This is a genomic window from Anditalea andensis (assembly GCF_000714815.1).
Classification (GTDB): Bacteria; Bacteroidota; Bacteroidia; order Cytophagales; family Cyclobacteriaceae; genus Anditalea; species Anditalea andensis.
Map to the genome: position 1 here is coordinate 336,039 of NZ_JMIH01000024.1, position 25,089 is coordinate 361,127.

A 25,089-nucleotide genomic window follows, 5' to 3' on the forward strand; every position below is an offset into this window, starting at 1 on the left:
TTCTTATGGCCGAATACCGGAAATTCATATTTGTATGTACAGGATCAGATTGTAAAGACAATGGCTGTAAAGGACTGGTAAGCGATATAAAAAATCTAATGCGCGAAAATGGCTATAAAGGACATTATAGATTGGTGAAAACCAAGTGCATGGATTTCTGTAAAACAGGCCCTATAGTGGTAATGAAGGATGATGTGATTAAGAAAGCTACTTTGGAGAAGGTAAAAGATGGGTTAAAATAGATTCGAAATGAGTAGATTTAAGTTGTCAATAACTAATGGTAGGTCAATTTGATGCAGTAGCTTTAATATTTAAAAGGTTTAATTAATTTAAGTCCTAATAACGCCTTAATATACCTTATAGTTAAATATTTTTTTTGAAAAATTTTAATTAATATATATATTTTTATATAGCTAAAATTATTCAATATGGAAAAGATTTTTAAAGTAATTATAGATTGGGCTAGTGGTATTATTGTTAACAGGATTAATTATGGTTGGGATGGAAACCAAGGCCCAATCCATCGCACCTTCTGATGGATGTAACGGCATTAAAATAATTCATGGTCATTATTTAGATATGCTGATGATGAAATAGTAGTTATACTAATTTGCGGATGTGTTCCTGGATATTGTTAAAATTTAATTAAGCCTATAGGATGATTTCATATAGGCTTTATTTATATGATATTTTGTAATTTAAAATTAATTTTTTTTACAAATTTTCAAAATCACCTAATCAGTTTAAGGGTATTTATTTATCATCTCCTGCGGGTCTAATTCGAATCAATCATCCATTTTACATTAAGAGATGGATATTTATCATATAGATGTGGACGAGAGCGGGTCCTTTGAATGGCCCTCAGACTTAATAGTTTATAAAATAATTAATCTACAGACGGATGAAAAATCACTGAGCGCTTCACTGAATAAAATGGAAGTATGACCTGATGGGGGGATATTATTATGTGATAGATACCAAATCCAAAAGAGTCATACAGTTTAATGAATCGGGAGAAAATATAGCGCTTTTTGATAAGCATGGACCAGGTCCCGAAGAGTATTTGCAAATGCTCGATGTTCGTATAAATTTTCAATCTGAAAAGATAGAAATTTTAGAATATCGGAAAATACAGGTTTACAGTTTAAATATTTTAACTATATAAAAACAGTTTCATTGATAGATATAGAAGATGATATTAACTGTGAAAATTTTATAAGCATAGATTCTATATATTATTTGTGGACGCCTATCCCTGCTAACCAAAGGTTGGATCTCATTAAAATACCTGAGTTCAATAGATATCATTTGATCAAAAAAAGTGGTGATGATATAGAGTATTTCTTGCCTTATCAGTACGGAGTTGCGCTGGATGAAAATTTTTATCCTATACCTGTGGATGGAGATTTTAATCTATCTCCCATTCTAGGTAGTGAAATTGAATTTATCTATTCTGAATACTATAAAAATATTACCAATATCCGGGAAACAGGCGGATATATCTACTTTAACTGTTTTAGAAATGGCCTGGGCCGCCATTTACTATTCGATTCAAATAAGAAAAATATCATATCTAAAGGTGGAGCAAAAGAAAAGATAAATGTCAAGATAATAACTGCTGATTCAAAGTATTTTTATGGTTATATATTTCCCACGGTGTATAACGAACTCAAAAATAAAGGTAAATCAGTCGAAAATCATCCTTTGCTCAAAGATCTTGAATACACAAAATTTGAATTAGATGAAAATCCAATAATTATAAAGTTTCATATCCCTTCTCCTAAATAACAGATTTGGGAATGTGATTAAAGGGACGGTAGAAGTATAAAGTTAAAAAAGAGGGAAGAAGTAATATGTTATTTTTACCTCTTCCCTTAATTTCTTATTTATAATCCACGTCTAGGTGGTTTTTAAGGATGTTGAACATATCTTTCAAAAAACTCAATAATCCTTCCTATCCGGTCTATTCTTCTATGCACCGCTCCGGATCTGGACATCTCATGTCCTTCATCTGGATACCTGACATATTCTACAGGCTTGCCCAATATTTTCAAACTTTTGTAAAGGAGTTCAGACTGTCTTACACCAGTTCTATAATCCACATCTCCATGCTTTATCAATAATGGCGTTTGGATATTTGCTACGTATGTTTGGGGAGAGTTATAATCCATAATCTCTTTTACGCCGTCTTCCCATGGATACCCAAAATGATTTGGTACAAGTCTCCATGCATTCCCCTCTCCTAGGAAGAAGGTCAGTTCATATACCCCTCTTTGGGAAAAGGCAGCTTTAAACCGATGATCGTGGCCTACGATCCAGGCAGTCAAATAGCCGGCATAGGAACCGCCTGTTAGAAAGAGCTGGTCTCCATCAATCCATTCATACCTGGACTGAGCGTTTTCGAGCGCATTCAATACATCACTGGCGGGTCCATCACCCCAATTCTGGAAATTACCTTTTTGAAATGTTTTGCCATATCCCCCTGATCCGCGGGGATTGCCATATACCACTCCATACCCTTTGCCCGCCATCACTTGAAACTCATGCCACATGGATATTTCTCCTGGGCCCCACATGGCAGATGGTCCTCCGTGCATATTGACAATAGTGGGATATTGTGTTCCATCTATCCGATGTACTGGTTCCATAACCCAATAATCCACTTCAAAACCATCATTGCTTATTTGATGGGCAGTTGGTTTAGAGATCAAACGTTCAGATATCCAGCTTTCGTTATAGGTGGTAAGCTGTCTGGCGTTTCTGCCCATGATGTCTGAGGTATATATCTCGCTTGGATTCTCTATTGTAGTTAAGGCGTATACTATTTTGGATGCCTGTATATCAAAATCTCTGACACCTACCGGGCCTTCGATCAAAGGCTGTGTCTTCAAATTGGATACCTGAGTACGAAATAATGAGAATCCTCCCAAATTAGGGGCGGTATAGTATACATATTTACTGTCTTCTGACCAGGTACCGGAATATACACTTCTATCCAGATCCGCGGTGATCCACATAAAATCTGTTCCGTCTGGCTTCATTACACCCAGCATGTTCTGGTTATAGCTAGGTTCTTCTATATTCTGTCCGGAAATCAGGACCCTTTTGCCGTCAGGTGAAAACTGGGGGTTTCCTACCCGGTGTTCCTCTATATGAAGCACCAGTTCAGAAGTTTTGTTTCCAGGATGGATTTTCCAGATATCGGTATAATTGGTTTCATCAGGATGGTTCTGAAAAGCCACAGATGATGCAAGTATATAGCTGCCGTCTGGGGCCCAGGTGGCGTTAAAAAAATTTTGGAAGCCTGATGTAATCTCTGTCGATGCTTTAGTTTCGATATCTATAATAGACAGATGAGTGAAATTAAGTTCTGGAGATAAATTTTTTTCACCAAGGAAATTGAGTCTATTGATCACTTTAGGATCATTGTCTGCTGAATTTTTAGCTAAGTAGGCTCGGAGTTCTTTGAGGTTCCCATCTGGATCCGGTTTGATTTCTTCTTTTTGAGCACCGTCTTTGATGGCTTTGTAGTGAGGCTCATCCCCATATTCACGTCCGGGTCTTTCGTATTCCCAGGAAGGTTTGCCAGCAATGGCCCATATGGGCATTGTACTGGTATATAGGATTTTTTTACCATCTGGGGACCAGATAGGGGATGTAGCCCCATATTTATGATCTGTTAGTCGCTGTGCCTCTCCGCCATTTAGGGATAAGAGGTGAATCTGGGGTTTATTTTCATGACTTCTAACAAATGCTATGTGCTTGCCGTCGGGAGAAAGTTCAGCACTGCTAGTACTGTGTTCGGAACTGGTAATAGGTCGGTGGGTTTCACTATTATCTATATCTCCTATCCAAACCTGATTTTTATAGTTGTATTTTCCCTCTTTTTCTTTTTCTGTAAAATTTTTTACATATATTATTTTTTTTCCGTCGGGTGTGATTTTATGAGAGGAGGTGGTAACTATTTTGGTCAAATCACTGATTTGAACAGGTCTTTTTTCTTGAGCAATTGCCAAAGAAGAGCAAAGAAAGAACGTTATGATTAAATTTAATTTTGTTTTCTTGATCATTGGTGTCATTTTAGTAAAAATAATATAAAGCTTAAATTATAATAAATGAATTATTAACGTACATAATATTACATAAATGGGATAAAATTATTTTAAATAATAATCGCATCATCCTTTGTACTTAAGCTATATTTACGTTCTAAACTGATATTGTTGTGGAGAATAAAATTTTTCTTGGAATAGAAATCACTTCATTTTTTGATGAAATCAATGATCCTTTGTTTATATTTAACCAAGAAGAAATCATATACTTTAACAGGTATTTCAAAGAAAACACATCTGAAATCCCCACTTCCTGGAGGGATTATTTTGAAGATAAATATGTCACTGGAACATTAGACCAATTTTTCAGGGGCCAAGAGCTGACAAAAAATGTAGTTATTGGCCGGGATCTGAACAGGGTGCAACATTATAAATGGCATTTTATAGCTGTACCAAATGATGGAAAGGATCGCCTGTGCATGGCCAAGGGAAGAAAGCAACTTTCGTATAGTGACATCCTTCATGACAATGCATACTATACAGAAGAGGTAAGGGGCAATAGTGAAATAAACCTTGTACACAGCATCTTAAGAAACAGCCATGATATGGTGGCCATATTAGATGAACAGGGGATGTTTAGATACGCAAGTCCATCTACTGTCAAAACACTCGGGTATGGCCTTGATGAAATTTTGGGTGTTTCTTATAAAAGTTTGATAGAAAACGGAATAATCGTTTTAGAAAAAGGGGATTTTTCTTCCTTTAATGATCCTGAAAAAGAAATAGAAGTAGATTTTTGGATCAAAACTAAGGACGGAAGAAAATTATTTGTAGAAAGTTACGGTAAAAACCTCTTGAATGATCCTGAAATAAAAGGGATGTTGTTCAGTGCCAGGGATATTACCGCTATTAAAAAATCCGAAAAATCTTTAAAGAAACGTTATGAATTGGAGCAACTGATCAACAGGATCTCTACTAAATTTGTCAATGCCGATGTTAAGTCTATAGATCAAGTATTTAATGAATCACTGAAATTAATCGGTGAATTTGAGAAAGCAGACAGGTCTTATATTTTTTTAGTACATCAGGACCTCAAGACCTTGGAAAATGTATATGAATGGACTGCCAGCGGTATTAATCCCCAAATTGGCTTTTTGAAAGATGTGCCTTATTCTGAAGAAGAATTGATGATTCAGGGCTTACTTAGAAGGGATATCACCGTAATTCCAGATATAGAACATTTAGATGAGCAGTATGGATATGAGAGGGAAATATATAAACAGCAGGGAATAAAATCCCTCATGGTTATACCCATGTTTTCGGAGCATCAGCTAATTGGATTTTTCGGACTTGATGCTGTCCGGGAAACAAGGGACTGGCATGCAAAAGATGAATATGTACTCAGGCAGCTTGGAGATGTTTTTGCAGGAAATTTTATAAATAAGGCAATAAAGATTAAACTCGAAAGAAATGAAAATCTATTGGCTTCCACTGAGTTGCTGGCCAAATCTGGTTCTTGGAGGTTTAGCAATACAAAGAAACGCTTATATTTTTCTAAAGGGTTGAATAAGATTTTTGATCTGGATGAAGCCCTAGACCATTCTAAAATTACAGAATTTTATAAGCAGATATCTTCTAAAGAAAGGTCCCAAATAAATGCTAACGTCAAAAGTTCTTTAAAAAACAGGAAATCCTCCAGTGGAGAGTTTTCCATCATCACCAAGAAAGGCGAGCATAAGTATATTACATATAGCATACAGGTAAAGGAAAATAGCAGTAACTCTCAGTTGGAGGTATATGGTTATTGCCGGGATATTACCTCAAAAAAAGATGCTGAACATCATCTGTTGCTTCAGTCTCAGATATTGGCACAGGTAAATGATGCGATATTTGTCACAGATACCTCGATGAGGATTATCTATATGAATCAATCGGCTATCAATGGATATTGTGCTTCGGATTACAAGGTCAATGTCACGACCTTTGACCAGTTGGTAAGCATTAATTTTCCAAACAATATCAGGTTGGAAGATATCATAGAGAAGATTAAAAATTATGGATCTTGGATAGGTGAAGTGGAAATCGAAACCAAAAGTCGACATTTATTGCCTCATGAATTATCTTCCAAGCCTTTCAAAGATGATGAAGGGAATGTAATTGGGTTTTCTTTTTTGGCAAAAGACCTTTCATTTCAGAAAAGCAGTGAGGATATAGCTAAAAAATCACGTCTAATCATAGAGAACAGCCCTGCAGTATTGTTTACCCTAGATCCCAATAATGATTTTCAAATCAAGTTTATTACAGATAATATAAGTTTATTTGGTTACAATGCCCAGGATATTATCAATAACAAAGTAAGTATACTGGATTTCATACATCCTGAGGATGCCAAGTCCATGTTGGAATATCATATCAATAAAACCACTGATGCCGGTGTTCCGGCTTTTTCGGGAGAGTATAGGTTTCGGACTTATGCAGGGGAGTACAGGTGGGTAGAGGACAGAACCCGGGAAATACTGGATAAAAATGGTCATATTTTATTGCACGAAGGCTTATTTCAAGATGTAACAGAACGTAAAAAACACAGGCTTGAAATAGAGCAAAATGAAAAGAGATACCGTGTATTGGCTTCCAACATCCCCAATACCAACGTTTTTTTGATAGATAAGAACCTAAAATATATAGTAGCGGAAGGACCCAATTTTAAATTTTGGGGTATGGAATCGGGTTTTTTCGAAGGTAAAACTATATATGAGGTTAAAACCCCTCAGTTGGAACAGATAGAACTGGTGGTAGAAAATGCTTTGAATAAAAGAAGAACAGTTCAAAAAATCCTACATTTTCTTAACAGAGATTATGAACTTATAGCTAAACCTATCATTTATAAAGGAGAAATAGAGTACATACTAGGGATCATCAGAGATATCACTGAAGAATTTAGTATAAAGCAAGATCTGCAGCGAAGTGAAGAAAAATATAGAAACCTGGTAGAGGAATCTACAGAAATCATATTTTCTTTGGGTTCGGATATGGAACTCACTTATATTTCTCCTAATGTAAAACAGTTTCTGGGATATGAACCCCATGAAGTCACCAGTGTGAAAATAACGGACTTTCTCCATCCCGAAGATACCGAGGTATTCACATCCAATATAGATAAAAAGGAAGCTTTTTTTGTCAAGAACCAATACTTGGAGTTTAGATTGGTCCATAAAAATGGAGAATATAAAATATTCAGCTCCAATGGTAAAGTGATCAAAGATCATCTGGGAAATTTCAAATACTATACTGGCATAGCCCGAGATATATCCAAACTAAAAGAAGCACAGAATGAACTGTATCATGCCAAAGAGAGAGCTGAGCAGGCTTCTATGGTGAAATCACAATTTCTGTCTATCATGAGTCATGAGATAAGGACGCCTATGAATGCGGTCATAGGGATGGCACATCTCTTATTAGAAGATGAACCCAGAAAGGACCAGTTGGAAAACCTTAAGACACTTCAGTTTTCTGCTGAGAATCTTTTGGGATTGATCAATGATATACTCGATTACAGTAAAATAGAATCAGGTAAGATAGAACTGGAGCATGTGGATTTTGAACCTAGAAATGTACTGAACAGGATCATTCATTCCCATACATTTCAGGCGAGAGAAAAATCACTAGAGATATTTACAGAAATAGATAAAAAACTTCCTGAAGTAATCAATGGTGATCCAGTGAGATTGGGACAGATTATCAATAACCTTTTATCAAATGCCATAAAATTTACCGAAAAGGGTCATGTGAAAATATGTCTAAGCAATGTAGGGGAAACCGCCGATAACATTATTGTCAGGTTTATTTTTGAAGATACAGGTATAGGTATCGCAGAGGATAAGAAAGACCTGATATTCGAAGCCTTTACACAGGCAAGTACTGAGACGACCAGGAAATTCGGAGGTACAGGGTTAGGCCTGGCCATTGTAAAAAAACTGATTGAACTATTTGACTCTACTATTAAGGTTCAGTCTAGGAAAGGCCATGGGACGCTATTCATGTTTGATATCAAGTTTGGCAAATACATACAGCGATCTATTCAAAATAAGGATTATGGAGGTAGTGCTATTAAAAACCTAGCTCATGCCAACATCCTGGTAGCTGAGGATAATCTGGTAAACCAGATCATGATCAGAAAATTTTTAAATAAATGGGACGTAGGAAATGTAGCTTTTGCCAATGATGGCCTAGAGGCGCTTGAACTATTTAAAGCGCAGCGTTTTAACCTGATATTACTCGATCTCCAAATGCCTGAAATGGATGGGTTTGAAGTAGCCAGGTTTATCCGAAGTTACCATGATGAATCTAAAAAAAATGTGCCCATCATAGCTCTGACGGCTTCCTCTCTTATTGATGTCAAAGACCAATTGGAGGAGGTAGGAATGGATGATTATATACCCAAACCTTTTAACCCGGATAACCTTTATGCAAGAATTATTAAATATATTCGTATTTAATATGCCTATTGCTTCATGTTATTTTAAAGATTAAACTTATTTTTATGGTTAAATTCTAATTTCGATGAAGGGTATAGGTCTTTTTTTTATCTGCTGTTTACTAACTATAAATATACATGCACAATCACAAAGGTCTCAGCGCAGCAGCTTACATTTAATCTCCGGGACTACTGGTGCCAATGTCAGGGAGTTTAATCAAATGCTGGAAAACAAAGGTATAGGTGAACTAAGAAGAGGATATTCCAATATAGGGCTTGGGTATCAGCACCGTTTTAATGATTTTGTATTAGGATTTGAAGCATACCATAACAGTGGCCCACGTTCGGTTTTCAGGGATTATGATATTGAATATAGATCTTCGCGGGTTTATTTGAATGTAGGGTATTCATTTACAGAGGAAGGAAAGTTTCATTTGATACATTATATGTCCTTAGGGGTAGGCTATATGAATTTTCAAATGCTCCAATCTGAAGACCCAGCATCATTGTCTGATTTTTTTAACCAGCCAGCATCAGGATTTATTCTTCGTCAAAATGATATCCACAGGGGGAGCAGATATTTGGGAGGTTTTTTAACTGAAATCGGGTTTCAGTTAGGTTACGATATAGATCTACCTGTAATGGAAGAATCTTTAGAGATCATAGCTAAATTTGGATATTCTTTCAGTCCATTCGAAGATTCCTGGAACCAAAAAGGAATGTCTTTTGATAATATTCAAAGTGGACCTTTCTTAAGATTGGGTGCAGGGATCTCCCTACCTGATCATAATTTTTTCTATAGGGATGCTTCTTTGGGCGTGCATGTACTGTATGGACTCCATTATACCCGTCCCGAACAGTTCAATAATTTTTTAAATGCATTCGGCTATAATACCTTATCGGGGAGACCATCAAATCTGGGTCTAAAGATATTGGGGGAAAACAGGGGTTTTTTATATGGCATAGATATTTATAACCTTGCCATGTCAAATGATGCCAATGAGCAAAAGACCCATTCTCTTAATAGTTTTCGTCTCTATGGTAATATAGGCAGAAAGCTTTATGACCTGAAAAACGTAGAGATGGGCGTGCTGGGTGGTGTGGGATATGGTAATCTTCGGTATACTTTACTTGACGATAGTAAACCTGATCTTCCTTTATTATTTGAAGAGCCAGATCATGACGGCTATTTGACCACCTGGGGATTTATAATCAAACCCGAAGTATATGTAGCATATGCCATGCCTTTAAGCCAAAATCATTCCACTGATCTGATCTATAGTATCTTTGCAGGATATGAGATGCCCGTAGGGGGTTACCGCCTGGCAGACTTAGGGATGAGAAAATACATAGCTGGACCATATATCCAATTTGGATTGGGAATCAGGCCATAAATCATTAATTCTTGTGAAACTTGGTAGAAATGTAGTTTAATATCAAGTTTATTGATTAAATTTACAATTGCTTATCGAGAAAGACCGAGGGAAGGGCCCTATGACGTCTTAGCAACCTGAATTATTACAAGGTGCTAACTCCCATTTCGGAAAAGCCGAAAAAAGATGAGCCGCTTTAAATATTTAAATTTTTAGATCGGTTCATGCTCGTATAAGCCATTGATTAAAAAAATCAAGCCTATATGAATAACCGAACAGCATTATTACTGCAGACTTTTAAGAAAAAGATTATGATTCTAGATGGTGCCATGGGCACTATGATACAGCGTCATAAACTTACAGAAGCAGACTTCAGGACCGCTAGCCTGAAAGACCATCCCAAATCACTTAAAGGTAACAACGACCTGCTTTCATTGAGCAGACCTGATATAATCGAACAGATCCACGCCGCCTATTTTGACGCTGGAGCTGATATTGTAGAAACTAATACCTTCAGTAGTACCAGTATAGCGCAGGAAGATTATGATTTAGCTGGACTGGCCTATGAACTGAATATTGCCTCAGCCCAAATTGCTAAAAAGGTGGCGATGGCCTATTCTCAAAAGAACCCCGACAAGCCCCGTTTTATAGCCGGTGCTATAGGGCCTACCAACAGGACAGCATCCATATCTCCAGATGTAAATGACCCTGGGTTTAGGGCCATTACTTTTGACCAGTTGGCAGAGGCTTATAGAGAGCAGGTAAAAGGCCTTCTGGACGGAGGTGTAGATATACTCCTAGTAGAGACCATATTTGACACCTTAAATGCAAAGGCAGCTATCTATGCTATATTGGAGGTGTATGAAGAAAGGGGGCTTCCCCTGGCTCCTGAGGAGGGAGGTATCCCGATCATGATAAGTGGTACCATCACAGATGCTTCTGGTCGAACACTATCAGGCCAGACTACAGAGGCTTTTCTGATCTCTTTGTCTCATGCTCCCTTATTGAGCATCGGACTTAACTGTGCTCTTGGAGCCAAAGAACTAAGGCCTTATTTAAAAGTACTTTCGGAAAAAGCACCATTTTATATCAGTGCCTATCCTAATGCAGGCCTTCCTAATGAATTTGGACAGTATGATCAGGATGACATGGAAATGGCAAGTCAGGTAGAGGTCTTTTTGAAAGAAGGGCTGATCAACGTGTTAGGTGGATGCTGCGGGACTACTCCAGATCATATTAGGGCCTTAGCTAAGGTTGCTGAAAAATATTCGCCCAGAAAATTGTACGTAGAGAAAGATTTGATAGAGGAATGATACAAGGAAACCATACATTAAAATTGTCCGGGCTTGAACCCCTGGTCATCACCCCGGAGATAAATTTTGTGAATATTGGAGAAAGGACCAATGTCACTGGTTCCAAGAAGTTTGCCAAGCTGATATTGGATGGGAAATTCGATGAGGCCTTAGAGGTAGCTCTAGACCAGGTAAGGGGGGGGGCACAGATCCTGGATGTCTGCATGGATGAAGGTATGCTTGATGGAGAAGCGGCGATGGTTAAATATTTAAACCTGATAGCTTCAGAACCAGAGATCAGTCGGATACCCATTATGATCGACAGCTCTAAGTGGAAAATAATCCTGGCAGGCCTTAAATGCATCCAGGGTAAAGGCATAGTCAATTCCATTAGTCTTAAAAATGGAGAAGAAGAATTTTTGTCTCAGGCCCGTATCATCAAAAGATTTGGTGCAGCCGTAGTGGTGATGGCTTTTGATGAAAAAGGTCAGGCAGATACTTATCAGAGACGTATAGATATATGCAAGAGAAGCTATGATCTGCTTACCCAAAAAATAGGTTTTAATAAAGGAGACATCATATTTGATCCCAATATCTTTCCAGTAGCCACCGGTATGGATGAGCATAGGAAAAACGCAATTGATTTTTTCAATGCCACTACATGGATAAAACAAAATCTGCCCGGGGCCAAGATCAGTGGAGGGGTGAGTAATGTGAGTTTTTCGTTTAGAGGAAATAATCCTGTCAGAGAAGCCATGCATGCTTCTTTTTTATATCATGCCATCAAACATGGGATGGATATGGGGATAGTAAACCCCACCATGCTGGAAGTGTATGATGATATTCCTAAAGATCTTCTGGAGCGGGTGGAAGATGTTCTTTTTGATAGGAGAGAGGATGCCACTGAGCGAATGCTGGAATTTGCCGAAACTGTAAAATCAAAAGGTAAAAAAGAAGTCATAAATGAAGCCTGGCGTTCTGATCCTGTAGAGAAAAGAATAGAACATGCCCTGGTAAAAGGTATTATAGACTTTATCATAGATGATACAGAGGAAGCACGGCAGAAATATAATAGTCCGCTTAAAGTAATCGAGGGCCCATTGATGGATGGGATGAATGTAGTGGGAGATTTATTTGGTGAAGGAAAAATGTTTTTGCCCCAGGTGGTCAAATCAGCTAGGGTGATGAAAAAAGCAGTAGCCTATCTGGAGCCGTTTATGCCCAAAGCCGGAGATTTAAACTATAACGAAAGCCAGAGTAAAATCAAGAAAATCTTATTGGCTACTGTCAAAGGAGATGTTCATGATATAGGTAAAAATATAGTAGGAGTGGTACTTGCCTGTAACAGTTACCAGATCATTGATCTGGGGGTAATGGTAGATGCCCAAAAAATCATAGATGAAGCCATAAAAAATCAGGTGGATATCATAGGTCTGAGCGGGCTAATCACCCCTTCACTCGATGAAATGGTCTATGTGGCAGAAGAAATGCAGAAAAATGGATTGCAGATTCCGCTATTGATCGGTGGTGCTACTACTTCTCGCATCCATACAGCTGTAAAAATAGACCCTGTTTATAGTGGTATCGTCATGCATGTGCAGGATGCTTCAAAATCGGTTCCTATAGCAGGGGAGTCCATCAGTGAAGAGACCAGGGATAGTTACAAACAGAAAATAAAGGAGACGTATCAGGCATTAAGGGAAGGACATGAAGCAAAGCAACAGGTGAAACAAATGGTAGCCTATGCGGATGCGAAGAAAAATCCAGCTGATTTAGATTGGACTAATTATACTCCTATCAAACCAAATGTGGAGGGAAGGCAGGTAATAGAAGACCTGGACCTTGCTTTATTGCGGGAATATATAGATTGGACGCCTTTCTTCAGTACATGGATGCTCACAGGAAAATATCCTAAGATTTTAGAAGATAAAATAGTAGGAGGGGAAGCTACCAAATTATACAATGATGCCAACCGAATGTTGGATCAAATAATAGCGCATAAATGGATTAAAGCCAAAGCTGTGCTGGGTATATACCCGGTGCTGCGGGATGGAGAGGATGTCCATATCTTGAATGGGGATGGTATGCCGACGGAATACACTTTCCATTTTCTGAGACAACAGGGCAAAAAGGGAAACAATGTGCCCAATCGATCTCTGGTCGATTATATCCACCCAAAAGAAAAAGACTATCTGGGGGCTTTTGCCGTCACAGCGGGGCTGGGCATTGAAAACAAGCTGCGAGAGTTTCAGGATGTTGGTGATGATTATAATGATATTATGTTAAAAGCATTGGCAGATCGATTGGCAGAAGCGGGTGCGGAATATTTACATACTAAAGTGAGAAAAGAGTTTTGGGGCTATAGTCCCGATGAAAAGCTAGCCAATGATGAACTGATCAGGGAGGCTTATAAAGGAATCCGTCCCGCACCCGGATACCCGGCTTGTCCGGAACACTCCGAGAAGGTTACAATATTCAAACTGTTAAGGGCTGAAGACGCAGATATGGAACTTACTGAAAGTTATGCCATGCTACCTACCTCTTCTGTAAGCGGATTCTATTTCGGCCATCCAGAAAGTAAATACTTTGGGCTAGGCAAGATAGGAGAAGACCAGGTAGAAGATTATGCCAAGCGAAAAAGGGTGTCCAAAGAACAGGCAGAAAGGTGGCTATCCCCTAATTTAGCCTATACACCAACCAAAACTCCAGTAATCCAATAAGATAAAATCGAGGATGACGTTGAGCGTCACAAATGGGGATGATTTTAAACAGGAGAGATACCATCGCGACCTTCGGGACGGGACAAGTTATGACCTTTGAAAAACAAATTATAAACAGATGAAATCTATCATTAATAAAACTTTCACTGAATATGATCATCCTTATGCGAGAATCCATCCTTGCCTCCGGTAAGGCACAAGTTATAAATTTTGAAACACAATTTTAATCAGATGAACTCAAGCATAAAGGAAACTTCGCACTGGGATGTTTAAACCTTATGCACGTTTTTATCCTGCCTTAAAAAAATCCATTATAATCAGATGAAAATCACAGAATATTTGAACCATGCGGAAAAACCGCTTTTTTCTTTCGAAATTTTGCCTCCTCTGAAAGGCCAGAGTATCAAACATCTCATGGAAGGAATATCTCCTCTGATGGAATTTAATCCTCCATTTGTGGATGTAACGTATCATCGAGAGGAATTTATTTATAAAAAGCATCCAAACGGATTACTGGAAAAGGTGAGTACCAAAAAGAGACCTGGAACAGTAGGTATTTGTGCCGCTATTATGAACAGGTTTCACGTAGAGGCAGTCCCTCATCTGCTATGTGGCGGATTTACCAAAGAGGAAACTGAAAATGCCCTGATAGACCTTAATTTTATAGGTGTACAGAATGTGTTGGCACTAAGAGGTGACGCTCCAAAATCCGATGGCAAATTTGTGCCGGAACCAGATGGTCATCATTACAGCGGTGACCTGGTTAAGCAAATTATAGGCATGAATAAAGGTCACTATTTACATGAGGAGACTGAGGTGGGGTTTCAGACAGATTTTTGTGTAGGCGTGGCAGGTTATCCCGAAAAACATTTTGAAGCCCCAAGTATGAAATTTGATTTAAAGCATTTGAAAGCAAAAGTGGAAGCGGGAGCAGAATATATCGTTACACAGATGTTTTTTGACAATAAAAAGTTTTTTCAATATGTAGAGAATGTCCGTGCAGCTGGAATTAATGTGCCCATTATTCCAGGGTTAAAGCCTATTACTACCTTAGGGCAGATAGTAAATCTCCCTAGGACATTTTTCCTCGATATGCCCGATGATCTTTTAGATGAACTGGAAAAATGCGCTACCAATGAAGCAGTAAAACAAGTAGGCATAGAATGGGCCATACAGCAGAGCAAGGAACTGGTAGCTAACGGATTGCCTTGTCTTCATTATTACACTATGAGTAAAGCCGATGCCACTTATAAAATAGCAAAAGCAGTATTTTAAACCTCTCTGGGTAATAATAGCTCATATAGAAAGGATGGGGCAGTTCCTCTTTTCTATATTATTGATTACCTTGTCTATTGGAAACACCAATCTTTGCCAATATGAAAATTATAGAATGCCCACGGGATGCCATGCAGGGGATGCCGGATTTTATAGACACCGCTATAAAAGCTGCTTATATTAACCAGTTATTGGAAGTTGGTTTTGATACCATAGATTTTGGGAGTTTTGTCAGTCCAAAGTCAATGCCTCAAATGAGAGATACAGCTCAGGTGCTGGAGCTATTGGATCTGTTTGCTACCGACACTAAGTTACTGGCCATAATAGCTAACCAAAGGGGAGCAAATGATGCCCTGAATTTTGAGGAAATAGATTATCTTGGTTACCCACTATCCCTCTCTGAGGTATTTCAGCAAAGAAACACCAATAAGTCCATAGCGAATGCCCTGGAAGATGTAGCTGAAATCCATAATCTTTGCGAAATCAAAGGCCGCACTTTAGTGATCTATATCAGCATGGGTTTTGGCAATCCCTATGGAGAAGCGTTTTCTGCTGGATTGGTAGCTGAATTTGTAGATAAACTGGATGAAATCGGCATTAAGGTCATTTCATTTTCTGACACTATAGGAGTGGCTGATCCAGGTATTATTAAAAGTGTATTTGAAACCAATATATCTAATTATCCGCATATAGAATTCGGTGCCCACTTTCATAGTACTCCTGATACGATAAATGATAAAATAGAAGCAGGACTTTTGGGTGGGTGTAAAAGGTTTGATGGGGCGCTGAGAGGATACGGAGGCTGCCCTATGGCAGATGATAAGCTGGTAGGTAATATTGCTACAGAAAAAATGATTAAGGTACTGCAGAATAAGGGATACAGCCTTACTATCAAAGAAGAAGAATTGAAAGAAGCCATGAAACTGGCACAGGTGATTTTTCCATAAAATATTATTGAGCTTTATATCGCTTAATTCTAAATGATACAGTACATGAAAATGAGGATTGGCTTTTATACTATATGCTTTGTGTACTAAAAGCTGTCCTTATAAAATCAGCTGATATTTCTTACCCGGGAGGGATTTTATTATCCCCTGAAATTCAAGTTGCAGTAGAATAGATGCCAGTGTAGATATGGGAATCTGAGTTTTCCAGGAAAGGTCATCTATCTGTTGGACCTGGTTATCAATAAAAGCCTTTATGACAGGTTTTAGATTTTCGTCAAACTCATCTAATCGTCGATCCAGCTTCTGAGGGGTAGGTTTTTCATGTTCCTTGGACCATGAGAGTGCTTCCTCAAGGTCCCTGCTTCCCATATATATGTTTGCTTTCATTCGACGTATGAGACTGTTACAGCCTTCACTGTATGGAGATTGCAGATTACCCGGCACAGCAAATACCTCTTTATTGTAACTAAAGGCTATTTCAGCAGTAATGAGTGCTCCACCTTTTATAGCTGCTTCTACTACTATAAGGGCATCTGACAGGGATGCGATCACCCTGTTTCTTTGAGGGAAATTACCTGGCACCATTTCACTTCCCAGCTTAAACTCACTTACCACCCCACCTGCCTTCATCATAGCGTCACTGGTGCTTTTATGCATAGCAGGATATATTACATCTACTGGTGAACCTAGAATGGCGACTGTGGGCAGGTCCTGATGAAGGGCAGCTCTGTGTGCTTCTATGTCAATGCCATATGCCAGCCCACTGATGATGGTAGGTTTATAAGGAGAAAGATCTTCTATGATCTGGCGGGTGATGCTTTTACCATAAGCGGTGGCATTGCGGGTTCCCACTATGCCAACAGACCTGCTCGGATTTAAATCTACGTTGCCTTTTGTAAATAATATGACAGGTGAATCTTCGTAAGATTTAAGTCGGATAGGAAAATTGGGATCTTGATAGGAAAGAATGTTTACATCTTTCTTCACCGCTTCCTCTATTAATTTTTCTGCTTGTTTGATATAGGCAGACTTGTTTTTTATAGCTTCAAGTAGCTTAGGGCCTATCTTTGGGATTTTTCCGGCTTTACCTATAGGTAAATTGAAGAAGTTTTCAGCTGATCCACTGTAACTGATGATATTTTTATAGACCGAAGGCCCTACTTTGGGTATCAGGCTCAGTGCTATGCTGTATATCAGGTTATCCTTGGTTCTGTTTGACATTTAGATTGTCCCTAATTTCTATCAAAAAGTTTTTAATCTTGTGCAGCCTGTCAATCATGGCAGCTTTATCATTTACCTGGTGTAGGTCATTTTTTAATATTTCCTGAGCTCCCTGAAGGGTGTATCCTTTTTCTTTTACCAGATGATATATAAGGCCAAGCTTTTCTATATCTTCTTTGGTAAATCTTCTGTTGCCTTTTTTATCCTTTTTAGGCTTGATGATATCAAATTCCCCTTCCCAATACCGAATTAATGAAGTGGCTACTTTGAAAATAGACGCTACTTCACCGATGGAATAATATTTTTTCTCTATGTCTTTTTCTTTATACGGCACCTGAAAACTGTTAACTTCCAAAAATAGCAATTATATATTTAAGATTTTATTCGCAAGATCATAAAATAAAATCCTCCGCAATTAATTACTGCGAAGGACCCTATAAATTTATAGACATAATCAAAGCTGCGAATAGTAACTGAATATATGATGTGAATTATTATAACATTTTCAGTGCCATTATAGATTATAATAGATATATTTTTACTTTAGGATAAGGATTGATTTTCTTTGGATGCAAGTTCCAGAATACGGTCATATTCTAAAGGATCAAGATCCTTAAAGAAATAATGGACGGGGTTGACATGTACACCATCCTTGATTATTTCATAATGTACGTGTGGGGCTGTAGAGCTTCCTGTGTTCCCTACATATCCTATGCAATCCCCTCTTTTGACCTTTTGACCTTTTTTTACATTAAAGTCATTCATATGCGCATATCTGGTAGTAAACCCAAAGCCATGGTCGATGATTATGTTTTTACCATAACCTCCAAATTCTGTTTGTATCAGATCTATAACACCATCCCCTGTAGCGTAAATTGGAGTGCCTTTAGGGGCAGAGAAATCTATACCAGTATGCATCTTCCTTACTTTTAATATAGGATGCAGCCGTATCCCAAATCCGGATGCCAGGTTATTAAGTTCTTCATTATGGATAGGCTGAATGGCCGGTATGGATGCCCAATATTCTTCTTTATTCAGGGCAGTTTCAGATAGCTCATCATAAGAAACTGATTGTACATAGAGTTTTCTTTTTAACTGATCCACTTTTTCCATGACAGAAAGAATCATTTTTTCTTTTTTAAGGCCTTTTTGTATGATGTTTTTATACCTTTCATTTCCGCCAAATCCAGCCTTTCTTACCGTGCTGGGAATAGGTTCAGATTCAAAAATCACACGGTATAAATTATCATCCCGCTCCTGCAGGTCAGCTACCATTTCGTCAATGGTATTCACTTCTTCCTCCAAAAGCTTATAATAAAGCATTAGCTCCTTGTTTTCATTCTTAAGACTAAGTTCTTTGGGGCTGTCAAAATAATGATGAAATATCATCACTCCGGCGATGGCCATAATGGAAGATAATGATATGAGACCAAGTATACTAATGGTTACATCCCATGTACTACGGGTATAGCGTTCATATTTACAACTTTTTGGATCATAGTAATATTTTATTCTACTCATTATTAATTCATTGGTAATTCTTATAATTTTGTAGCCTTATCTACCATAGCTGGAGATATAACGTGCGATCTGGACACTATGGTATAAAGATCAATTCTTTCATCCGAATAATGCTATTAATTCAAGTATATGCAAGCTAAAGAAATCAGAAATACATTTATAACGTTTTTTAAATCCAAGCAACATCATTTTGTACCATCTTCTCCCATAGTAGTCAAGAATGACCCTACACTCATGTTTACTAATGCGGGCATGAATCAATTTAAGGATTATTTTCTCGGAAACGAGGTGCCAAAGGTGAATAGGGTAGCTAACAGTCAGAAATGTCTAAGAGTTTCAGGAAAACATAATGATTTGGAAGAAGTGGGGGTGGATACCTATCACCACACCATGTTTGAGATGCTGGGCAATTGGTCATTTGGTGATTATTTCAAGAAAGAAGCCATAGAATGGGCATGGGAATTACTCACTGAAGTATATCACCTTCCAGAAGATAGGTTATATGTAAGTGTTTTTGGTGGAGATGAAGCAGATGGACTGGACAAAGATAGCGAAGCCTATAATTTATGGAGCAAAATCGTATCTGAAGAAAAAATAATCTTCGGGTCCAAAAAAGATAACTTTTGGGAGATGGGAGAAACAGGCCCCTGTGGTCCTTGTTCAGAAATCCATATAGATCTTAGGACAGATGATGAAATTCGGCAGGTATCTGGCAAATCTCTCGTGAATGAAGATCACCCCCAGGTTATTGAAATTTGGAATTTAGTCTTTATGCAGTTTAATAGGCAAGCGGATGGCTCGCTTAACAGGTTACCTGCTACACATGTGGATACAGGCATGGGATTCGAAAGGCTGGTTAGGGCCATCCAAAAAAAATCCTCAAATTATGACACAGATGTGTTTTTGCCTTTTATCCATGCCTTGGAAATAAAATCATCCAAAAAATATGGTGATGATGAAAAGACAGATATTGCTTTTAGGGTAATAGTAGACCATATCCGGGCCATATCCTTTACCATTGCTGACGGCCAACTTCCATCCAATAATAAAGCTGGATATGTTATCCGCAGGATTTTAAGAAGAGCGGTAAGGTACGGATATACATTTCTGGATTTCCAACAGCCGTTTTTATATGAACTATTACCATTGTTGGCAGAGAATTTTGGTGAAATGTTCCCTGAAATCGATGCGCAGCAGGAATTTATTGCCAAGGTTATTTACGAAGAGGAAGCATCTTTTTTGAAGACTTTGGAAAATGGACTCAAGAAGCTGGAGCAGATCAGGCAGCAGCTTCAATATACAGGCGAAAATATAATTGATGGAAAAACAGCCTTTGAGCTTTACGATACCTATGGCTTTCCGTTGGACCTGACCTCGTTGATAGCCAGGGAAAATGGATTATCCATAGATGAAGTGGGTTTTGCTTCAGAGATGGACAAGCAAAAATCAAGGTCTAGATCTGCTGCAGAGCAGGAAACCGGGGATTGGGTTATGGTAGGGGAGGACCGTGGTGTAGAGTTTTTGGGATATGATCATTTAGAAACCCAGGCATCGATCATTCGATATAGGGAAGTAAAGGATAAAAAAGGGACCTGGTACCAGGTAGTGCTGGACAGTACGCCGTTTTATGCAGAAAGTGGAGGACAGATTGGAGACCAGGGATTATTGGTCAGCTATAAAGAACGGATCAGAGTAACGGATACTAAGAAAGAAAATGATCTTACCATCCATTTGGTGGATAAACTTCCTGTGGATCCTACTGCAGTATTTAAAGCAGAAGTAGATAAAAGCCGCCGTGAGTATATCATGAATAACCATACGGCTACGCACCTCTTACAGGCAGCACTTAAGGAAGTATTGGGAGATCATGTACAGCAAAAAGGATCTTTGGTTACTGAGCGGCTTTTAAGGTTTGATTTTTCCCATTTTGCTAAAGTGACGGATGAGGAGCTGTCTAAAGTGGAACAGCTCGTAAATCAAAAGATACGAGAAAATATTCCTCTGGAGGAAAGGAGGAATGTGCCTATAGGAGAAGCACAGCAAATGGGTGCTACGGCTCTATTTGGAGAGAAATATGGCGAATTTGTAAGGGTGATAGCTTTTGACAGGGATTATTCCATAGAGTTATGTGGAGGTACCCATGTGGCATCTACCGGGAAAATAGGTTTGTTCAAAATAGTTTCGGAAGGAAGTATCGCTTCTGGTGTAAGGAGAATAGAGGCTATTACTGCATCTGTTGCCGAAAATTATATTAATGAACAGCTTTACCTTATCAAAGAGATTTCGGATATATTGAAAAACCCGCGAGACCTTAAAAAATCCTTGGAAGCGATAATATCAGAAAAGAACGAACTGAAAAAAGAAATTGAAGCCCTGCATCTTCAGAAAGCTGGGTCTATAAAAGATGACTTGATCAGGTCTGCAGTACAGGTAGGAGATATTCATATGATTTTGGCTCAGGTAAACCTTCCTTCAGCGGAAGGCATGAAAAAATTGGCCTATGAGATCCGTAATGAGGTGTCCAATGTCTTATTAGTGCTAGCGGCTACTATTGAAAACAAGCCTCAGATTGCTGTAATGATAGATGAACATGTAGTGAAGTCCAGGGATCTTAATGCGGGCGATATAGTGAGAGAGCTTGCCAAAGAAATACAGGGTGGTGGTGGAGGACAGGCGTTTTTTGCCACAGCAGGTGGTAAAAATGCCGCAGGTCTTCCATTGGTAATTGAAAAAGCCAAAACTATGTTTTCGAACTTATAATACATATTTGTCGTAAATTGATTTGCTTTCGGGGATTATCTCGACCATTTTTGATAAAATAGATTTAATTTAAGATATAGGATAAACATGTTATCAGAAGATATAAAGGAAAAATATGAATTGGTAATAGGCTTAGAGGTCCATGCCCAACTACTGACAGTGAGTAAAATGTATAATGCTGATTCGACGGAATATGGCAATATGCCCAATACAAATGTCTCGGTGATAACCCTAGGCCACCCCGGTACTCTGCCAAAAGTAAATAAGATGGCTGTGGAATATGCCATCAAAATGGGGATTGCGTGCAACGGAGAGATCACCAGACATAACATATTTGCCCGGAAGAATTATTTTTACCCAGATCTGCCTAAAGGTTATCAGATCACCCAGGATAAAGGACCTATCTGTGTGGGAGGACATGTGCCTATTTTTATCAATGGAGAACAGAAGTCCATAGCACTTACCAGGATCCATATGGAAGAAGATGCAGGGAAATCTATGCACCTGGCCGGAGAGGTAGATACTTTAGTGGATTTTAACAGGGCAGGTGTACCATTGATAGAGATCGTGTCAGAACCGGATCTGAGATCTTCCGAAGAAGCTTATGCATTTCTGGTAGAGATCAAAAAACTGGTCAGGTATTTAGATATCTGTGACGGCAATATGGAAGAAGGTTCCTTACGATGTGATGCCAATATCTCGATCAGAAAAAAAGGAGATACCGAGTTGGGAAAAAAGGTCGAGGTCAAAAATATGAACTCATTCCGTAATGTGGTAAGGGCTATTGAACATGAATTTGAACGGCAGGTTCAGATGATGGAGGATGGGATTGAGATCGATAGTGAAACCAGAAATTTTGATGGGCCTACCGGTACTACTTCCAGTTTGAGAAGCAAAGAAAACTTAAATGATTACAGGTATTTTCCGGAGCCTGATTTGAGTCCGGTGGTGGTGTCTGAAGAGTGGCTTCAGGCTGTCAAATCAGAAATGCCCGCGCTTCCCAGAGAACTGTTTGATAAATTTGTGAACCAGTATGGATTGCCGGATTATGATGCAGGCGTATTGACGGATTCAAAAGAAATAGCGCTCTTTTTTGAAGAATTATGTACTAAAACTGATAATTATAAGGCAGCATCCAACTGGATGATGGGCCCGGTGAAATCCTACCTAAATGAACTAACTCTTCATATTTCTGATTTCCCAATAAAGCCTGAACAGGTGGCTGAACTTATAGCCTTGATAGATGATGGCAAAGTCAACTTTTCTGTAGCATCTCAAAAAATATATCCGGAACTGCTGCGGGATAAACATAAACGTCCATATCAGATTGCCCAAGACTTAAACCTCATCCAGGAAAGTGATGAAGGATCTATCAAACCTATCATAGAAAGTGTGATAGCAGAAAATGCAGCAAAAGTAGAAGAATACAAATCAGGTAAAAAAGGGCTTCTAGGTATGTTTATGGGTCAGGTGATGAAAAAATCACAAGGTAAAGCTGATCCAAAAGTGGCCAGTAAAATATTAACAGAATTATTAGGGGATTAGAATGAATATAATGAGAATGATAAAAAGTACGATTTGGATAAGCCTGGTTTTTATAGGCGGAATGGCTGTAGCCTGTGCCCAACAGGAGAGAGGTTTTGATGGAAATGTACTAATTAAAGGTGACCTCGATAACCAGCCTGAAGGGTATGTAATACTATCACGGTATAAAGAAAATGCTACAGAAGTGATAGATACCATCCAGGTTGGAAATGATGGTAAATTTGAATATTCATTATCATTGGAAGGTCCGGGATTTTTTGACTTGAGCCTGATGAATCAAATCCAGATAAGGTTGGCGCTTTATGATGAAGATATTAAGGTTAAATATAACTTCAAGAAGGATAGTCAGCCTACTATTACTGGTTCGAAAGATACTGATCAACTGAAAAAAATAGACCAGCTGGCGGCAGAATATCAGGATGAAATCAACCAGTTGAATTCTGAATATTATGAAGCCATGAATAATAAGGATCAGGATAAAATTAAAGATATCCAAGAAAGAGCGATGGGACTGGAAAGTGGGCATTCAGGAAAGGTTAAGGCCGTAATTGAGGACATGGATGGTAGTTTCGCCTCTTTGGCTGCTATAGGGATGTTAAATCCCAGGAATGATTTTCAGTTTTTAGATAGTCTCATGACTGTCCTTGATGATAGGTATCCTAATACAAAGTCCATCATTACAGTAAAACAGCAACTCGATGAGATGAGAGCTTTGTCTATTGGTCAGCCTGCGCCAGAGATATCTTTGCCAAACCCAGAGGGTGAGACCATAAATCTATCTGATCTGAGAGGAAAATATGTGCTGATTGATTTTTGGGCGGCTTGGTGCAAACCTTGTAGAGAAGAGAACCCGAATGTGGTAAGGCTATATAATGCCTATAAGGATAAAGGGTTTGAAGTATTTGGTGTTTCTTTAGATCGGACCAAAGAGGCTTGGATCAGAGGGATTGAGGAAGATGGTCTGGTGTGGACTCAGGTTTCAGATCTGCAATATTTTAATTCTGCAGCTGCGGAAACTTACCAGATCAATGCTATACCAGCCACTTATCTAATAGGCCCAGAAGGAGATATTTTGGCAAAGGATTTAAGAGGATCCAGACTGGAGGATAAGTTGCGAGAGTTACTGGATTAAAGTTTAAATTAAGATCTAAAGAAAAAGCCTCTTATCTAAAAATAAGAGGCTTTTTCCATTAAATATCAGGATACTATGCCCAAACTTAAAATATGTTAAAAAGGTAGAAAATATTTATGTCCACACCTTTTTTTCTAATGTAATTCCTTGCATGTTTGTACCGAAAAATAAATACTATTTATTTCCTCCGCCTTTTCAGATCAACATCCCAATGATAAGCCTTAACTTATTTACTGGAATGCTTTTTGTAAAGAAGGGAAGCAACAAAAAAACACAAACAATTCCTCAACAAAAAATGAAAAAAAGAACTGCCAAATCACCACTGAGCAAGCTACTGACGTTAGCATTGTTTTGCCTATTAGCCATGGGTGCATGTAAAAGTAAAAAAAGAGTTACTGAAGCGGCACCTGAGCCAGCCCCAGTAGAACAGCCAGCTCCTGCTCCAGCAGCACCTGCACAGCCCAGCGCTGAAGAAGTAGCAGTTAGTAGGTTGGAAGGTTATTTTTCGTCTATTGCCAATGCATCCAATGTACAGAGTGCCAATGCTACCATCCAAGAAGCGTTGGGTTTATTCTCTAATCAAAATACGCCTGTATTGATCGTCATCCATGAAGAAAATGGTATGAAAGATTATGATGAACCTACTGACATCCAGAAATACTTGAATTATCTGAAAGATACTCAAAAGAACCTTAATTTTATCAGCGATGTTAGGGTGGACGGTAGTGGAAGAGTGACTGAACTTGAACTTCGCAGAAGACGATAATTATCCAACCT

17 protein-coding genes and 1 riboswitch are annotated in these 25,089 nt (G+C 38.5%); of the genes, 13 read left to right on the top strand and 4 right to left on the bottom strand.

Annotated features, from left to right (window positions below; genetic code table 11):
• Window positions 1–5 precede the first annotated feature (5 nt).
• The 3 genes from EL17_RS17805 to EL17_RS17815 all read left to right on the top strand — a co-directional run bounded on the left by EL17_RS17805 (window position 6) and on the right by EL17_RS17815 (window position 1,788).
• Complete coding sequence (locus EL17_RS17805; RefSeq protein WP_035077122.1) at window positions 6–242, top strand: (2Fe-2S) ferredoxin domain-containing protein; 237 nt, start codon at window positions 6–8, stop codon at window positions 240–242.
• Window positions 243–949: 707 nt separating this feature from the next.
• Entirely contained in the window at window positions 950–1,165 is a 216-nt protein-coding gene (locus EL17_RS24380; RefSeq protein WP_035077124.1) for a 6-bladed beta-propeller, read from the top strand.
• 11 nt (window positions 1,166–1,176) lie between these two features.
• Complete coding sequence (locus EL17_RS17815; protein ID WP_035077126.1) at window positions 1,177–1,788, top strand: hypothetical protein; 612 nt, start codon at window positions 1,177–1,179, stop codon at window positions 1,786–1,788.
• Between the two features lie 122 nt (window positions 1,789–1,910).
• Here EL17_RS17815 and EL17_RS17820 read toward each other — a convergent pair whose 3' ends face one another.
• Window positions 1,911–4,070, bottom strand: a complete 2,160-nt coding sequence (locus EL17_RS17820) for a S9 family peptidase (protein ID WP_035077127.1) — start codon at window positions 4,068–4,070, stop codon at window positions 1,911–1,913.
• Between the two features lie 155 nt (window positions 4,071–4,225).
• Here EL17_RS17820 and EL17_RS17825 point away from each other — a divergent pair, with 155 nt between their 5' ends.
• From EL17_RS17825 to EL17_RS17850, 6 genes are all read left to right on the top strand, one after another.
• Entirely contained in the window at window positions 4,226–8,548 is a 4,323-nt protein-coding gene (locus EL17_RS17825; RefSeq protein WP_240486017.1) for a PAS domain S-box protein, read from the top strand.
• 64 nt (window positions 8,549–8,612) lie between these two features.
• Window positions 8,613–9,920 (top strand): outer membrane protein, encoded by a 1,308-nt coding sequence (locus EL17_RS17830; protein ID WP_035077129.1) that lies wholly within the window; start codon window positions 8,613–8,615, stop codon window positions 9,918–9,920.
• 68 nt (window positions 9,921–9,988) lie between these two features.
• Window positions 9,989–10,092, top strand: a riboswitch (SAM riboswitch).
• 70 nt (window positions 10,093–10,162) lie between these two features.
• Window positions 10,163–11,212 (top strand): homocysteine S-methyltransferase family protein, encoded by a 1,050-nt coding sequence (locus tag EL17_RS17835; protein ID WP_035077131.1) that lies wholly within the window; start codon window positions 10,163–10,165, stop codon window positions 11,210–11,212.
• A complete protein-coding gene (gene metH, locus EL17_RS17840; RefSeq protein ID WP_035077134.1) occupies window positions 11,209–13,911 on the top strand; it encodes a methionine synthase in 2,703 nt (900 codons plus the stop codon). Before EL17_RS17835 ends, metH begins: the two co-directional genes overlap by 4 nt.
• 321 nt (window positions 13,912–14,232) lie before the next feature.
• A complete protein-coding gene (metF, locus tag EL17_RS17845; RefSeq protein WP_035077139.1) occupies window positions 14,233–15,186 on the top strand; it encodes a methylenetetrahydrofolate reductase [NAD(P)H] in 954 nt (317 codons plus the stop codon).
• Between the two features lie 101 nt (window positions 15,187–15,287).
• Entirely contained in the window at window positions 15,288–16,133 is an 846-nt protein-coding gene (locus tag EL17_RS17850; protein WP_035077140.1) for a beta/alpha barrel domain-containing protein, read from the top strand.
• A gap of 99 nt (window positions 16,134–16,232) precedes the next feature.
• Here EL17_RS17850 and dprA read toward each other — a convergent pair whose 3' ends face one another.
• From dprA to EL17_RS17865, 3 genes are all read right to left on the bottom strand, one after another.
• Window positions 16,233–17,354 (bottom strand): DNA-processing protein DprA, encoded by a 1,122-nt coding sequence (gene dprA / locus EL17_RS17855; protein WP_035077141.1) that lies wholly within the window; start codon window positions 17,352–17,354, stop codon window positions 16,233–16,235.
• On the bottom strand, window positions 17,332–17,688 hold the full coding sequence (locus EL17_RS17860) for a MerR family transcriptional regulator (RefSeq protein ID WP_035077698.1): 357 nt from the start codon (window positions 17,686–17,688) through the stop codon (window positions 17,332–17,334). Before EL17_RS17860 ends, dprA begins: the two co-directional genes overlap by 23 nt.
• 209 nt (window positions 17,689–17,897) lie before the next feature.
• Window positions 17,898–18,875: a M23 family metallopeptidase gene (locus EL17_RS17865; RefSeq protein ID WP_035077143.1), complete on the bottom strand. Its 978-nt coding sequence runs from the start codon at window positions 18,873–18,875 to the stop codon at window positions 17,898–17,900.
• A gap of 129 nt (window positions 18,876–19,004) precedes the next feature.
• On the opposite strand from EL17_RS17865, the gene alaS reads away from it, so the two are divergent.
• From alaS to EL17_RS17885, 4 genes are all read left to right on the top strand, one after another.
• Window positions 19,005–21,635 carry an alanine--tRNA ligase gene (gene alaS, locus EL17_RS17870; RefSeq protein ID WP_035077145.1) on the top strand — a complete coding sequence of 877 codons (2,631 nt, stop codon included), beginning with the start codon at window positions 19,005–19,007 and terminating at the stop codon, window positions 21,633–21,635.
• An 87-nt stretch (window positions 21,636–21,722) separates the two neighbouring features.
• Window positions 21,723–23,180 carry an Asp-tRNA(Asn)/Glu-tRNA(Gln) amidotransferase subunit GatB gene (gene gatB / locus EL17_RS17875; RefSeq protein ID WP_035077147.1) on the top strand — a complete coding sequence of 486 codons (1,458 nt, stop codon included), beginning with the start codon at window positions 21,723–21,725 and terminating at the stop codon, window positions 23,178–23,180.
• A gap of 10 nt (window positions 23,181–23,190) precedes the next feature.
• Entirely contained in the window at window positions 23,191–24,312 is a 1,122-nt protein-coding gene (locus tag EL17_RS17880; RefSeq protein WP_164675143.1) for a TlpA disulfide reductase family protein, read from the top strand.
• 295 nt (window positions 24,313–24,607) lie between these two features.
• Window positions 24,608–25,078, top strand: a complete 471-nt coding sequence (locus tag EL17_RS17885) for a hypothetical protein (RefSeq protein WP_035077705.1) — start codon at window positions 24,608–24,610, stop codon at window positions 25,076–25,078.
• Window positions 25,079–25,089: the final 11 nt, after the last annotated feature.